We start from the raw sequence: 14,016 nt of genomic DNA on the forward strand, positions 1-14,016 counted from the left end.
GGCGCCGGAACTGAAAGTCCGAGGCGCTGGATTCCAGCTTTCGCTGGAATGACGAAGGCTCGTTGCGTGGAGACTCTATCGGGCCTTCCCTTCATCGGGCCTTCCCTTCCGGGGACTCACGCTCAACACGTTGCGTGCGATGCTCCAGTCCGAGCCGCGATCGCCTCACCCGAACACGATGCTGGCAACCGCACCGTTCGCATCGCTGCGCGGCCGCATCGACACGTCCCAGCCGTACAGCTCGCACAGCCGCCGCACGATCGCCAGGCCGAGGCCGGCGCCGCTGCCGCCGGCGCCTTCGCCGCGCACGCCGCGCTGGAACAGCCTTTCGGCGTCCTCCGGCTTGATCCCCGGCCCGGTGTCGATCACCTCGATGCGTCCGGCGCCCACCTCGACCCGCACGATGCCTTCCAGCGTGTACTTGATCGCGTTGCCGATCAGGTTGGTCAGCGCCACCGAAAGCACCGACGCGGGCGCGTTGATGCTCACCGGCTCGCGCACCACCAGCTCGATGTCGAGCGGCTTGTCGCGCATCTGCGGGCGCTGGCTCTCGATCACGTCGGCGGCGACCTTGCCAACCTCGGTGATCTCGCCGCGGGTGGGGCCGCGCCGCTCGGCGCGCGACAGCAGCAGCAGCGCCTCGATCAGCTCGGTGGCCTGGCGCGACGCGCGCTCGATCCGCTTGAGCCGCTCGCGCAGCTTGTCGGTGAGGTCGGGCGAGCCCTGCAGCAGCTCGGTGGTGCTGGCGATCACCGCCAGCGGCGTGCGCAGCTCGTGGCTGACGTCGGAATTGAATTCGCGGTCGCGCTCGACCATCGCGGTGAGGCGGTCGGAATACTCGTCCAGCGCCTGCGCCAGCTCGCCCACCTCGTCGTCGGCGAAATGCGGCGCCAGCGGCTCGGCCTTGCCGCTCTTGCGGAACTCGCGCAGGCGTTGCGCCAGTTGGGTCACCGGCTTGAGCACCTTGCGCGACAGCCACAGGCCGAGCACCAGCGACAGCAGGCCGAACAGGAACACCGCGCCGATCACGCTGAAAAGCAGTTGCTCCCGGCCCAGGTCGTCGCGCGACACGTCGTAGCGCAGGAAGCCGATCACGCCGTCCTTGCGCCGCACCGCCAGCTTGTAGTGGCGTGGCTTGCCGTCCTCGCCGGTGTCGAAGATGTCGTGCACGCCGGTACTGAGGTTCTGCCAGGCCAGCGGCATCTTGTAGAGCGTTCGGTCGCTCTTCACCCACGCCTCCATGAGGCGCGAGTGCTGCGGCTGGTCGGGGTGGTGGATCGCCTGGTCGACCGACTGGTCGATGTCCTGCTGCAGCGAGGAGGAGATGAGCTGGTCCTCCACCCGCGCGCGGATGTCCAGCGAGGCCACGGCAAACAGCGCGCTGAGGCCGAAGCCGAACAGCGCGAAGCTCAGGATGAGGCGGAACCGCAGCTTACGCCTGGACTGCATCCGGCTCGACCATGCGATAGCCGATGCCGTGCCGCGTGTGGATCAGCGGCTTGTCGAACGGCTTGTCGATGGCCGCGCGCAGGCCGTGGATGTGCACGCGCAGGCTGTCGCTGTCGGGCAGCTCCTCGCCCCATACGCGCTGCTCCAGGTCCTGCCGGGTAACCACCGACGGGCTCGCCTCCATCAGCGCCTGCAGCAGCTTCAGGCCGATCGGGTTGAGCTGGATCGACTTGCCCTCGCGGCTGACCGTGAGCGTGTCGAGGTTGTAGGTGAGGTCGGCCACCTTGAGCACCCGGCTCTGCGGGCCCTTGCCGCGCCGCGCCAGCACCTCCAGCCGCGCCGACAGCTCCTGCAGCGCGAACGGCTTGGTCATGTAGTCGTCGGCGCCGGATTCGAAGCCGGTCAGCTTCTGCTCCAGCGCGTCGCGCGCGGTCAGCATCAGCACCGGGGTCTGCTTGTGCGCCTCGTGGCGCAGCTTGCGCGCCACGTCCAGCCCGTCCATGCCGGGCAGGGTCAGGTCCAGCACGATCACGTCGAAATCGTGCACCACCGCCAGGTGCAGGCCGGTCACGCCGTCGCCGGCGAAATCCACCACATGGCCCCGGTCTTCCAGATAATCGCCGATGTTGGTCGCGATATCGCTGTTGTCTTCGATCACCAGTACACGCATGTGCCCACTCCGTCAGCCGCCGGCACACGGCCGTCATGAGGGACAAGCTTAACAAGCTTGCCGTCCGATGGGCGCCGGCGCAGCCGCCTAGGAGCTGAACGTCCGCGCGCAACGGAAACCCGGGCAAGAAAAAAGCCCAGGTGAGCGACGTGTCGCCACACCTGAGCCCAAGCTACTGCCCCGATACCGGAATCTGCTGTCACCAAAACCTGGCAGGGTCGAAGTGTCGAGCAAATTTCAGTGGCGTCTTTATAGGGCGCCTGTAGTTACAGCATGGTTAACCCGCGCTCACATCGAGGTTAACCGCCCGGCCGCGCCCGGCTTCACGCCGCGATCGCAAGTTCTTGCAGATGCCAGCACTGGCCATCCAGTCCTCTCCCACCTTCCCCGGACGAACGCTCAAACCGCCGGCTCCCAAATTTCGTCCCTGCCTCGTCGCCATCCCGGCGAAAGCCGGAATCCAGCGCCTTCGCCGTCCAAAGGTGCCCAGCGCAAGACCCTCCGCGCGAGACGCCCCAATCACCTGCCCGCGTTCTGCTCCAGGTGCCGGATGATGTGCGCGGAAACATCCACCCCGGTCGCCGACTCGATGCCTTCGAGCCCCGGCGACGCATTCACTTCCAGCAGCAGCGGCCCGCGCGCCGAGCGCAGCAGGTCGACGCCGGCGATGCCCAGGCCCAGCGCGCCGGCGGCGCGCACGGCGATGCGCTTTTCCTCCGCGCTCAGGGTCGCCTTCACCGCGGTGCCGCCGCGATGCAGGTTCGCGCGGAACTCGCCGGGGCTGGCCTCGCGCTGCATCGCCGCCACCACCTTCTTGCCGACCACGAAGCAGCGCAGGTCGCTGCCCTTCGCCTCGGCGATGAACTCCTGCACCAGGAAGTTGGCGTACAGCCCGCGGAACGCCTCGATCACGCTCTGCGAGGCGCTGCGCTTCTCCGCCAGCACCACGCCGGTGCCCTGGCTGCCCTCGTTGAGCTTGATCACGTGCGGCGGGTCGCCGAGCATCGCCAGCACGTCGGTGGTGTCGTCCGGGTTGTCGCCGAACACCGTCACCGGCATGTCCAGCCCCTGCGCGGCGAGGATCTGCAGGCAGCGCAGCTTGTCGCGCGCGCGCAGCACCGCGTCGGACGAGTTGGGCGTGTACACCCCCATCATCTCCAGCTGGCGCAGCACCGCCGTGCCGTAGAACGTGCTGGAGGTGCCGATGCGCGGGATCGCCGCGTCGATGTCGCGCAGCGACTTGCCCTTGTAGCGGATCGCCATGTCGTTCGGCGCGATGCGCACGTAGCAGCGCAGCGGGTCGAGCACGCGCACCACGTGGCCGCGCTCGCGCGCCACCTCGACCAGCCGCTGGGTGGAATACAGCCGCGCGTTGCGCGACAGGATCGCGATCTTCATGGAAGCTCCATCGCCGCGACCGGCGGCCGCGACTGGGTATAGGAAAGCGCGGGATCGACCGCGAAGCGCCCGCACAGGGCGCTGCGTCCGAGCAGCATGGGAAACAGCATGTGGCGGCGGTCGGTGAGGTTGATCTCGGCGTCGAAGCGCTGCCCGGCCAGCCAGACCTCGCTGCGGATGAACCAGCGCTCGGTGCGCCGCCCGCCGGTGTCGGTGACCGCGCGCCGGTCCAGCGCCGGCGCCTCGCATTGCACCGTGCGGCACTGGCGGCGGCCGGTGCTGACGCTGAAGCGCAGCCAGGTCGCACCGTCGCGTGCAAAGGGTTCGAGCGTATCCACGTGCAGCGAGCTGGAACGCGCGCCGGTGTCGAGCTTGGCCTTGAGCAGGTCGATGCCCAGCCGCGGCAACGCCAGCCGCTCCCGCCAACCGAGGGTGATCACGTCTGCGCTCATCAGCACACGCTGCCGGTGTCGGGGTGTAGAGAGCCCGGTGGGGACCGGGGATAGATTGCCTGTCTTGCGACCCGCACGGCGGCGGACCAGTTGCTCCATTCCCGGCCCGTGCTGGAATGGAGCGGGTGAAGGGAATCGAACCCTCGTCAGTAGCTTGGGAAGCTACAGCTCTACCATTGAGCTACACCCGCATCGCCGGCGGATGGTAACCCGGGAACGGGAAATTTTGGAACCGCCCCGCGGCGGCCGAACCGGCGGTGAACCGGACATGGCGGCCGGCTGAACCGGCGGAGGCCGCGGCTGCACCGGCGTGGCACGGCGCGTGTCCATAATCGCACCGCCAGCCGGCCGGCATGTCCGCCCGTCGGGCGGCGCCGGTGTCGTTGCCCATGCCCGCACGGAGAACGCCATGTCCATGTCCTTCATCACCCGGTCGCCGCGGCGTCGCTGGCGGATCGGCGTGGCCGCGCTGTTGCTCTGCTGGATGGGCCTCGCCCAGGCGCAGGCCACCGGGGACGATGCCGGCGATCCGCCCGACCGGGTCGCCCGGCTGTCCTATCTGAGCGGCGACCTCGGCCTGCTGCCGGCCGGTGCCCAGGACTGGGGCGACGCCAGCGTGAACCGGCCGCTGACCCGCGGCGACCGCCTGTCCAGCGATGCCGATGCGCGCGCCGAACTGGAATTCGGCGGCGGCAGCCTGCGCATGGCCGGCGGCACCGACGTCGGCCTGCTGGCGCTGGACGACCGGATCGCCCAGCTCGAACTGACCCGCGGCACGCTCAACCTGACGGTGCGGCAATTGCCCGAGGGCCAGAGCTACGAGATCGACACTCCCACGGTGGCCCTGGCGGTGACCCGTCCGGGCAGCTTCCGCGTCGACACCGGCCGCGACGGCGCCACGCAGGTGACTGTCTTCGACGGCAGCGCCGTGGTGTACGGCGAAAACAATGCACAGCGCGACGTGCTGGCCGGACGCAGCTACCGCTTCGGCGATTCCGCGCTGAACGACGTGGCCATCAGCGACATCGACGGCAGCGACGCCTTCGATGCGTGGTGCAGCAGTCGCGACCGCCGCTACGCGCAATCGGAAACGCGCCGCTACGTGTCCGATGAGGTTGTCGGCTACCAGGACATGGACGACTACGGCGACTGGAGCAGCGATCCGGACTATGGCGCCGTGTGGTATCCGGCCCGGGTCGCGGCCGACTGGGCGCCGTACCGCGACGGCCATTGGGCCTACGTCGCGCCCTGGGGCTGGACCTGGGTGGACGACGCGCCGTGGGGCTTCGCGCCCTACCACTACGGCCGCTGGGCCTACGTGCGCGACCGCTGGGGCTGGATCCCGGGACCGCTCGGCGTGCGGCCGGTCTATGCGCCGGCGCTGGTCGCCTTCGTCGGCGGCGGCCGTTGGAATGTGTCGCTGGGTGTCGGCGGCGGCGCGCCGGTCGGCTGGTTCCCGCTCGGCCCGGGCGAGGTCTACAACCCCTGGTACCGCGCCAGCCGCAGCTACTACACGCGCGTCAACATCACCAACATCCATGTGCGCAACACCTACAACCGCACGGTGATCGTCAACCGCATCGACCGCCAGTACAACGACTTCCGCCGCGGCCTGCCGGTGCGCGGCGCGGACTATGCCAACCGCAGCGCGCCCCGCGGCTTCACCGCCGTGCCCGGATCGAGCTTCGCCGACGCCCGCAATGTGCGGCATCACCTGCTGCCCGTGGACGCGCGCCAGCTCGCCGGCGCGCCCGTGCTGAGCCGCGGCCTGCCCGTGCGTCCGACGCCGCGCAGCCTGGCGCCGCCACGCGGCCCCCAGGCGCGGCCGCTGCCGGTCGGCAGCTTCGACCGTCCGGTGGTCTCGCGGCACGCGCCGCCGGCCGGCTTCGTCGCGGGCAACGGCAGGGGGCAGAACCGTCCGTCCACGGTTTCCGGCCCGATGCCGGAGCGCCGGCCGGCTCCGTCGTTCCGCGGCGATATGGCCCCCACGGCAGGCAATTCCCGCGTTCCCGGTACTCCGGAGCCGCAGATGCGCGACGAGCATCGGCTGCCGCCCATCGCCACGATACGCCGCGCCCCGCTCGGCAGCCGCCCGACCGGCACCGACGACAACGGGCTGCGTCCGGGCGAACTGCGCTCGGCGCGCTTCGCCCATCCGCGCCTGGACGGCCTGGACACGCGCCGCGAAGCGGCGCAATCGCCGTTGCGCGAAACGGCGCGACCGGGCCCGTCGTTCCGCTCCGGCATGGGCTATATCTCGAATGCCGAAGCCGGACGTACGCACGCCGCTTCGCCCACGGCCGGCCTGCCGCAGGTACCGCGCATCGAGCGTGCGCCCCGCGGCGACGCAGGCGGATATTCACCACGTCCCGAGCCGCCCCGTCGACAGTGGGGTAACGGCGAAGCCGGCAGGACGCCCGGGGTGCCCCGCGAATCGGCCATGCCACGCACGCCCCCGCGCATGGAACGCATGCCGGCGATGGCCCCGCGCGAAACCGCGCGGCCGTATCCCTCCCATGCACCCATGCCGCGGGCCAACGCACCTGCATCGCACGCGCCGGCCCGCGGCGGGCACGACCGCGGACGTCGCCCCGAGCGCCAGGACTGAACTGGCGAGGACTGGACCGGCGAGGACTAGACCGGCGAGGACTGGACCGGCGCCGAGCCGGCGCCCTTCCGGGAACCGGCGCGGCTGCCGCTACAATGGCGGCATGCAGATCACCCTCAATGGCGGCCCGCGCGACTGCGCCCCCGCCATCACCGTCGCCCAGTTGCTGGACGAGGCCGGCTATGCCGGCCGTCGCGTCGCCGTGGAAGTGAACCGGGAAATCGTTCCCCGCAGCCAGCATGCGGCCCGCGCGCTGGCCGAGGGCGACCAGGTGGAAATCGTCCACGCGATCGGCGGCGGCTGAGCTGCACCCGTTCCTTCGCCCGCGGCCGTCCGCCGGCATCCCGCATTCCAAGGCTCCGCCATGAACCAGAAAACCATCGACACTCCCGATCCGCTCGTCATCGCCGGCAAGAGCTACGCCTCGCGCCTGCTCACCGGCACCGGCAAGTACAAGGATTTCGACGAGACGCGCGCCGCCTCGCAGGCGGCCGGCGCCGAGATCGTCACAGTGGCGATCCGCCGCGTGAACGTCGGCCAAGACCCGTCCGCACCCAGCCTGCTCGACGCGCTGCCGCCGGAGGAATTCACCCTGCTGCCGAACACCGCCGGCTGCTACAACGCGGTCGACGCCGTGCGCACCTGCAAGCTGGCGCGCGAGCTGCTGGACGGCCACAAGCTGGTCAAGCTCGAAGTGCTCGGCGACCAGCGCACGCTGTTCCCCGACGTGGTCGAGACGCTGAAGGCCGCCGAGGAACTGGTCGCCGACGGCTTCGACGTGATGGTCTACACCAGCGACGACCCGATCCTGGCCAAGCGGCTGGAGCAGATCGGCTGCGTGGCGGTGATGCCTCTGGCCGCGCCGATCGGCTCGGGCCTGGGCGTGCAGAACAAGTACAACCTGATCGAGATCGTGGAGAACGCCAAGGTGCCGATCATCGTCGATGCCGGCGTGGGCACCGCCTCCGACGCGGCGATCGCGATGGAGCTGGGCTGCGACGGCGTGCTGATGAACACCGCGATCGCCGGCGCGAAGGATCCCGTGCTGATGGCCCATGCGATGAAGCTGGCGATCCAGGCCGGCCGTGCCGCCTTCCGCGCCGGCCGCATCCCGCGCAAGCGCTTCGCCTCCGCCTCCAGCCCCGTCGACGGCGTCATCGGCTGATACCCTTGACCTCTTCCCGCCGGCAATGGGAAGGCCGGGATGGGTGAAAAGCTCCTGATACCGGAAATCGGATCAGGAATACCTCCTCAGCCCTTCCCTTGCACGCAAGGGAGGGAGCCGGCTCCGCCCCCTCCTCCGAGGAAGTCCATTCCGGATTCCGCATGACCGACCACGACCACGACGCTCCCGAACACCGCCGCCGCATCCGCAGCTTCGTGCTGCGCGAGGGACGCATGACGCCGGCCCAGCAGCGCGCGTTTGACGAGCACTGGGCGCGCTACGGCATCGACTACAGCGGCACGCTGCAGGATTTCAACGCCCGCTTCGGCCGCGCCGCGCCGCGCGTGCTTGAAATCGGCTTCGGCAACGGCGAGGCATTGGCCTGGGCCAGCGAGCACGACCTGGCGCGCGACTTCATCGGCGTCGAGGTGCACGGCCCCGGCGTGGGCCGGCTGATGAACGCGCTGGCCGCGCGCGACGCCGCCAACGTGCGCCTCTACAAGCACGACGCCGTGGAGGTGCTGGAGCACGAGATCGCCCCCGGCACCCTGGCCGAAGCACGCATCTGGTTCCCCGATCCGTGGCACAAGAAGCGCCACAACAAGCGCCGCATCGTCCAGCCCGGCTTCGTCGCCCTGCTCGCTTCGCGGATGGCGCCGGATGGCCTGCTGCACCTGGCCACCGACTGGCAGCCCTATGCCGAACACATGCTCGAGGTGATGGAGGCCGCGCCGGATTGGCGCAATGCCGTCGGGCCCGGGCACTACGCCGAGAAGCCGGACTGGCGCATCGAGACCCATTTCGAACGGCGCGGCCTGAAGCTGGGGCACGGGGTATGGGATCTCCTGTACCGGAAGGCGTGAGCGCCGCAACTCCGATCCTTCCGGCGCCTCGCTCCGATTACCTCGGATAGCAAGGAAGGACGACAGCCGCTTCCCCCGCCGGCATCGAAGCCAAGCGGCACGCCTCAAGTAAGTACACGCCCCTGGGCAGGGGGGCGCCCGCACATCCAGGGTTCACCAGCTCTTGCGCTCCCGCGCTTATACTCCCCGCTCAAACAGGGACGAGTCGCAGCGTGAGGCATCCACTGCACAACCGCATCCATCATCGTCAGCCGCCTGACAAGGACGACTGCTAGTGGGCCTCTCGCTCACCCCCGAAATGATCCTCGTGCTCGGGCTGGTGGGCTTCACCATGCTGATGCTGGTGCTGGAGTGGATCCGCGCCGATATGGTGGCCCTGCTGGTGGTGGTGGTGATCGGCCTCACCGGCCTGATTCCGTCCGAGCGCGTGTTCAACGGCTTCGCCGGCAACGCGGTGATCGCGATCATCGCGATCATGATCATGGGTGCCGGCCTGGACCGCGCCGGCGTGCTCAGCCTTACCGCGCAGTTCGTGATGCGCATGGCGCGCGGCATGGAATCGCGCCTGGGCGTGGTGATCAACCTGGTCACCAGCCTGTTCAGCGCGGTGATCCCGAGCCAGGCGCTGGCCGCGCTGATGATCCCGGTGACCAGCCGCCTGTCCGCGCGCACCGGCGTGCCGATGTCGCGGCTGCTGCTGCCGATGGCGTTCTGCATCCTCACCGCCACCAACACCACGCTGATCGCCAACTCGCCGCTGATCGTCCTCAACGACCTGATCGCCAGCGCCAACGCCAACCTGCCACCCGGCGCGCACACCATCCCGAAGTTCGGCCTGTTCAGCGTGACGCCGGTGGGCCTCGCGCTGGCCTTCGTCGGCGTGGGCTTCTTCTACCTGTTCGGCCGCAAGCTGCTGCCCGAGCGCGAAGACGACCGCCTCAAGGTCACCCCCGGCCGCACCGAAAGCTACTTCGCCGACACCTACGGCATCGTCGGCGAGACGGCCGAGCTGACCGTCACCGCCGAAAGCCCGCTGGTGGGCATGAGCATCGGCGAGGTGGAGCAGCTCTACGGCGCGCCGATGATCCTGGCGATCAAGAGCGGCAACGACGCGCGCATGGCGCCGCCGGTCGACCACGTGATCTGGGTCGGTTCGGTGCTCGGCGTGCTCGGCCCGCGCGAGCAGCTCAACCAGTTCGCCAACAACCAGCTATGCCGGCTGTCGCCGCGCATGCGCCAGTTGGGCGAGCTGTTCAACCCGACCCGCGCCGGCATTTCCGAGGCGGTGATCCCGCCCAGCTCGCGCTTCATCAAGCAGACCATCGGCGACCTGCGCCTGCGCAAGCGCTACGGCATCTCGGTGCTGGCGGTGAACCGCGGCGACCAGGTGTTGCGCGACGACGTGCGCTCGATCGGCCTGCGCGCCGGCGACACCCTGGTGCTGCACTCGAACTGGCGCGACCTCGCGCTGGCCTCGGAAGACAAGGACCTGGTCGTCGTCACCGACATTCCGAAGGAAGAGCAGCGCCCCGGCAAGATCTGGCAGGCCGTGGGCTTCTTCGTGCTGGCCAAGTGCCTCGCCCTGTTCACCCACCTCGACCTGTCGGTGGCGATGATGACCGGCGCCATCGGCATGCTGCTCACCGGCGTGCTGAACATGGACGAGGCGTACAAGGCGATCAACTGGAAGACCATCTTCGTCACCGCCTGCCTGATCCCGCTGGGCTGGTCGATGGACGCCACCGGCACCGCCGCCTGGCTCGCACAGGAGGTACTGCAGCACCTGGGCGAGGCCTCGCCGTGGATACTGCAGATGTCCCTGGCCATCCTGACCCTGCTGTTCTCGCAGGTGATGTCCAACGTCGGCGCCACGGTGATGATGGTGCCCATCGCGATCAGCGTGGCGGTGGCCACCGGCGGCAACCCCTCGGCCTATGCGCTGATCGTCGCCGTGTCCTCGTCCAACACCTTCCTGCTCAGCTCGGGCCACCCGGCCCTGATGATGGTCGCCGGCCCCGGCGGCTACCGCGGCAAGGACTTCCTGCGCGTCGGCCTGCCCCTCACCGCTACCGTGCTCGCCGTCACGCTGGTGGCCATCAACCTGATGTTTCGTTGAACCAGGCCACATTTTTCAGTGAATTCAAACGCTTGTTTGCTCACGCGGCCTTGCCGATGACGACTCGGGCCTGAACATTCAGGTTCCGCCTACAGGGTTCCGTGCAGGTCGCGTGATAAAATCAATGCCTTGGACTTGCTTCCTCAGGCCCTCCCACAGGTCTCTTTCCTGGATCTGCCGGCCCGGTACCGGTGCTGGAGAGTGTGTGCCTGTTTCAGACAGGGCTGCGGCCGACGCCCTTTTTGAAACATTTCAACGGGAACAATAAGAAGAGGAAATCCGATGAAGGACACACGGATGCTGATTGCCTGCATGATCGCCGCCCTGACGACGGCCATCGCCATCGCCGTCCTGCGGCGATTCGCCGAGCCGCTCGGCCTGGTCGACCGCCCCAACGAGCGCAAGCACCATGTCGGCCACGTCCCCCTCATCGGCGGCCTCGCCATCTTTGCCGGCGTGCTGGCCGGCGCTTTCTGGTACGGCAAGTTCGGCCCCTTCGCCAAAGTACTGCTCGGCACCTCCGCCGCCCTCGCCCTGCTCGGCGCCCTCGACGACCGCCACGACCTCAGCGTGCGCGTGCGCCTGCTGGTGCAGACCGCCGCCATCCTCACCGTCATCGCCACCACCGGCGTCTACATCCACTCGCTCGGCCATATCTTCGGATACGAGCTCGAACTGGGTTGGCTGGGCATCCCGTTCACCGTGGTCGCGGTGATCGGCCTGTTGAACGCCTTCAACATGATGGATGGGATCGATGGCCTCGCCGGCAGCCTCGCCCTGGTAAGCATCGCCGCCATCATGCTGTTCGTCGGTCCCGCCCCCATACAGGGCGTGCTGGCCCTGATGACCTTGCTGGCAGTGGCCGCAGTCCCGTATCTGATCGTCAACCTGGGCTTTACCGGGCGCAAGATCTTCATGGGCGACGCCGGCAGCATGGTCGTCGGCTACCTGCTGGCATGGACGCTTATCCGCCTCAGCGAACAGCCCCAGATGAGCCTCTCCACCGTCGACGTATTGTGGTGCGTGGCCCTGCCCGTGCTCGATACCCTCGCCGTGATGTATCGCCGCATCCGTCAGGGCAAATCGCCCTTCAAGCCCGATCGTGGCCATATCCACCATATCCTGATGGGCCTGCGCCTCGGCCCGCGTTCCACGCTTATCGCGCTGGTTGCACTTGCATCGTCGATTGCGTTCCTCGGCAATGTGGTTCGGGCGCTTGGCGTCGGCACAGGGCTCAACCTCGTCGCATTCTGCCTGTTCGCTATGATCTATATCGCTGTGGTCACGAGGATATGGAGCCACCAGCAACAGTCTTCGTCCTCGTTGCGCACCCAGGCAGCCAATGACGATCGTATCCATCAGAACTTGACGATCGTCCGGAATATCCGCCCTGATGCCTCGCAGCCCAACGGCTGAGCAAATAGCGACAGGCTACAAAGCAGCTCTCTCCAAGCATGCGTATGCCTGAAAGCCGTCGTCTCGGAGGCAGCCCTGCCCGGGGATTGCCTATGCAGGCGGACAGTTATTGGAAAGGTTCGCTGCGGCATCCTTTTCCAATCGCCCAGCCTTCAGGTACAGCCATGCGTTCTCTCCTTGTTATCTCGATCGTTGCGGTCTTGTGCGTGGGGTCCGCCAAGGCAATCGCAGAGCCACCTCAAGAGAAAACTGCCCATTTGAATGGCGCACTGGACTTGTCGTGTACTGGCAATATCCATGCTGAGGCCATCAAATCGTGGGAACGCACAACGCGTGCTTACGTCAGCGAGCAGATCACCGACAACTTAAACAAGAAAGGTGATGTTTATGTGCTGTACAACATGCAGGTACGCTTACAGTCATTCGTGGAAATGACTCGCCGGTGCAAGGACCGTTTGCAAATCACGCAACTGGTCGATGCCCTCACTCCGGTCTTCGATTCACTCAAACCGCTGCCTGATGCACCAGCTACGCGCGGCTGGGTCTGCACCGGTGGTTCTACCTGCACGTCAGCCAACCACCTGCTTGGTCAAGAAGTGCAATTGTGCAGCGCACAGTTTCTCGGCTTACTTGGAGCCCTTGCAACCAACATTGCCGAAACTCTTCCTGAAGAGCAGCGAAGCGCCGCCGAAAGAGTCTTCGTCACCAATACCGCGAGCACCATCGCCGCCCAACTCGACCATTGGCTGTCGCCCGACTACTTCAAATGGGTCGAGGCACGATCAAAGATGACGCCTGCCGAGGCCGTTGACGGCCAGTCCAAGTATTTCTTTGCAGACCGCGATCTTTGGTTCATGACATCGCTAGCCGATCTCGCCGAACTGCATCAAGCTGGCATCAGGCTTGATGCTGCGGGAGCCAAAGCGTTCAAGTCGCTGCAGTCCAAGCGCAATCAGATCGCTGGCATGTTCAATCTGTTCCAGGCACGCACCACACTCATCAACACCTCAAGTGGCAAGCGAGCAGAAATCGATCGTGGCTACTGGCGCAACTATGGCGACTCAAGGTACGCGCTTTACAGTACCGCGGTCAGCCCTGTCACATGCCACAAGAATATGTTCGGTCTCATGCAAAAGAGCTTTCGTGTCGAAAGCAAAGCATCCTATATCGACACCAATCTCGGCTGGGATTTCAGCCACGCACGGCGCTTGGTGCCGGCACTGGACACGCTCGTTCGCAATCGGCCTAACCTTGCCGCAGTCTTCGGCTACCGAGCTCCTGACTTCGACCCGGCGAAATTGCAGCAGGCATTTGCTCGCCAAATCGTTGACAAGATCTGGAACAAAGACATGCAGCATCCCTTGTTCACCAATTTCTGGGATGGCAGCAATGGCTGGTACCGCGCCGGCTACGACAACGGCACCGGCAGTTGCCGCCCCGGGGAAATGCCCTATAGCTTGGCGTGGTCTTTCCCGACCGGCAGTTATCCGCAGTGGGGAAGCTTCAACAGTACCATTCGATCATTAAGCCAGCAGATTTATCTGCTGATTCACTCGTCAGACACCGAATCCAAAGCCTTTATTGACAAATTTTATCCTCAATTACAGCTACAAAGTAAACCGGGCGATTATCGTGATATCTGGATGATGGTATTTTCTTCAAGCCTGGTAGGCCTCGCAAGCCCCTCTGCCATGCAATTGCCTCAAAAATAAATTCCCCGCGACTTAATGATGACATTCGCAAGACGTCCAAGGCATGAATCGCATATGCCGACTCCGCTGCCCTCGTATATCAGTGCCACGCTAAGCCAGAGGCCTCCGTAGCCTTCCCCGTCAAGTAGCGCACTCAAAAGGAGAAGTTTGCCGCTCGCAGTGTTCGC

11 protein-coding genes and 1 tRNA gene are annotated in these 14,016 nt (G+C 66.7%); 7 read left to right on the forward strand and 5 right to left on the reverse strand.

What is annotated here, in order from left to right:
- Positions 1-165: 165 nt before the first annotated feature.
- From ASG87_RS18960 to ASG87_RS18980, 5 genes are all read right to left on the reverse strand, one after another.
- Positions 166-1,449, reverse strand: a complete 1,284-nt coding sequence (locus ASG87_RS18960; RefSeq protein WP_056008963.1) for a HAMP domain-containing sensor histidine kinase — start codon at positions 1,447-1,449, stop codon at positions 166-168.
- Entirely contained in the window at positions 1,433-2,119 is a 687-nt protein-coding gene (locus tag ASG87_RS18965; protein ID WP_056008966.1) for a response regulator transcription factor, read from the reverse strand. The genes ASG87_RS18960 and ASG87_RS18965 overlap by 17 nt, the downstream gene beginning before the upstream one ends.
- Before the next feature lie 519 nt (positions 2,120-2,638).
- Positions 2,639-3,517, reverse strand: coding sequence for a 30S ribosomal protein S6--L-glutamate ligase (gene rimK, locus ASG87_RS18970; protein WP_056008969.1), 879 nt, complete (start codon positions 3,515-3,517; stop codon positions 2,639-2,641).
- Entirely contained in the window at positions 3,514-3,969 is a 456-nt protein-coding gene (locus ASG87_RS18975) for a RimK/LysX family protein (RefSeq protein WP_056008972.1), read from the reverse strand. The genes rimK and ASG87_RS18975 overlap by 4 nt, the downstream gene beginning before the upstream one ends.
- Positions 3,970-4,086: 117 nt before the next feature.
- A tRNA-Gly gene (locus tag ASG87_RS18980) sits at positions 4,087-4,160 on the reverse strand.
- A 218-nt stretch (positions 4,161-4,378) separates the two neighbouring features.
- Here ASG87_RS18980 and ASG87_RS18985 point away from each other — a divergent pair.
- From ASG87_RS18985 to ASG87_RS20370, 7 genes are all read left to right on the forward strand, one after another.
- Positions 4,379-6,577: a FecR family protein gene (locus ASG87_RS18985; protein WP_056008975.1), complete on the forward strand. Its 2,199-nt coding sequence runs from the start codon at positions 4,379-4,381 to the stop codon at positions 6,575-6,577.
- 103 nt (positions 6,578-6,680) lie between these two features.
- Positions 6,681-6,881: a sulfur carrier protein ThiS gene (gene thiS / locus ASG87_RS18990; protein WP_056008978.1), complete on the forward strand. Its 201-nt coding sequence runs from the start codon at positions 6,681-6,683 to the stop codon at positions 6,879-6,881.
- 60 nt (positions 6,882-6,941) lie between these two features.
- Positions 6,942-7,742 carry a thiazole synthase gene (locus ASG87_RS18995; protein ID WP_056008982.1) on the forward strand — a complete coding sequence of 267 codons (801 nt, stop codon included), beginning with the start codon at positions 6,942-6,944 and terminating at the stop codon, positions 7,740-7,742.
- Positions 7,743-7,903: 161 nt separating this feature from the next.
- A complete protein-coding gene (gene trmB / locus ASG87_RS19000) occupies positions 7,904-8,605 on the forward strand; it encodes a tRNA (guanosine(46)-N7)-methyltransferase TrmB (RefSeq protein WP_056008985.1) in 702 nt (233 codons plus the stop codon).
- Positions 8,606-8,903: 298 nt separating this feature from the next.
- Positions 8,904-10,721: an SLC13 family permease gene (locus ASG87_RS19005; protein WP_056009168.1), complete on the forward strand. Its 1,818-nt coding sequence runs from the start codon at positions 8,904-8,906 to the stop codon at positions 10,719-10,721.
- Between the two features lie 282 nt (positions 10,722-11,003).
- Positions 11,004-12,137 (forward strand): undecaprenyl/decaprenyl-phosphate alpha-N-acetylglucosaminyl 1-phosphate transferase, encoded by a 1,134-nt coding sequence (locus ASG87_RS19010; protein ID WP_235499690.1) that lies wholly within the window; start codon positions 11,004-11,006, stop codon positions 12,135-12,137.
- A 38-nt stretch (positions 12,138-12,175) separates the two neighbouring features.
- Positions 12,176-13,849 carry a hypothetical protein gene (locus ASG87_RS20370; RefSeq protein WP_157511160.1) on the forward strand — a complete coding sequence of 558 codons (1,674 nt, stop codon included), beginning with the start codon at positions 12,176-12,178 and terminating at the stop codon, positions 13,847-13,849.
- Positions 13,850-14,016: the final 167 nt, after the last annotated feature.

Source organism: Frateuria sp. Soil773 (genome assembly GCF_001428405.1).
GTDB lineage: Bacteria > Pseudomonadota > Gammaproteobacteria > Xanthomonadales > Rhodanobacteraceae > LMSL01.

Excerpts from the sequence above, each read along its gene's own strand:
- ASG87_RS18960 (WP_056008963.1), bottom strand. The coding sequence starts at position 1,449 with ATGCAGTCCAGGCGTAAGCTGCGGTTCCGCCTCATCCTGAGCTTCGCG.
- ASG87_RS18965 (WP_056008966.1), bottom strand. The coding sequence starts at position 2,119 with ATGCGTGTACTGGTGATCGAAGACAACAGCGATATCGCGACCAACATC.
- rimK (WP_056008969.1), bottom strand. The coding sequence starts at position 3,517 with ATGAAGATCGCGATCCTGTCGCGCAACGCGCGGCTGTATTCCACCCAG.
- ASG87_RS18975 (WP_056008972.1), bottom strand. The coding sequence starts at position 3,969 with ATGAGCGCAGACGTGATCACCCTCGGTTGGCGGGAGCGGCTGGCGTTG.
- ASG87_RS18985 (WP_056008975.1), top strand. The coding sequence starts at position 4,379 with ATGTCCATGTCCTTCATCACCCGGTCGCCGCGGCGTCGCTGGCGGATC.
- thiS (WP_056008978.1), top strand. The coding sequence starts at position 6,681 with ATGCAGATCACCCTCAATGGCGGCCCGCGCGACTGCGCCCCCGCCATC.
- ASG87_RS18995 (WP_056008982.1), top strand. The coding sequence starts at position 6,942 with ATGAACCAGAAAACCATCGACACTCCCGATCCGCTCGTCATCGCCGGC.
- trmB (WP_056008985.1), top strand. The coding sequence starts at position 7,904 with ATGACCGACCACGACCACGACGCTCCCGAACACCGCCGCCGCATCCGC.
- ASG87_RS19005 (WP_056009168.1), top strand. The coding sequence starts at position 8,904 with ATGATCCTCGTGCTCGGGCTGGTGGGCTTCACCATGCTGATGCTGGTG.
- ASG87_RS19010 (WP_235499690.1), top strand. The coding sequence starts at position 11,004 with ATGAAGGACACACGGATGCTGATTGCCTGCATGATCGCCGCCCTGACG.
- ASG87_RS20370 (WP_157511160.1), top strand. The coding sequence starts at position 12,176 with ATGCGTATGCCTGAAAGCCGTCGTCTCGGAGGCAGCCCTGCCCGGGGA.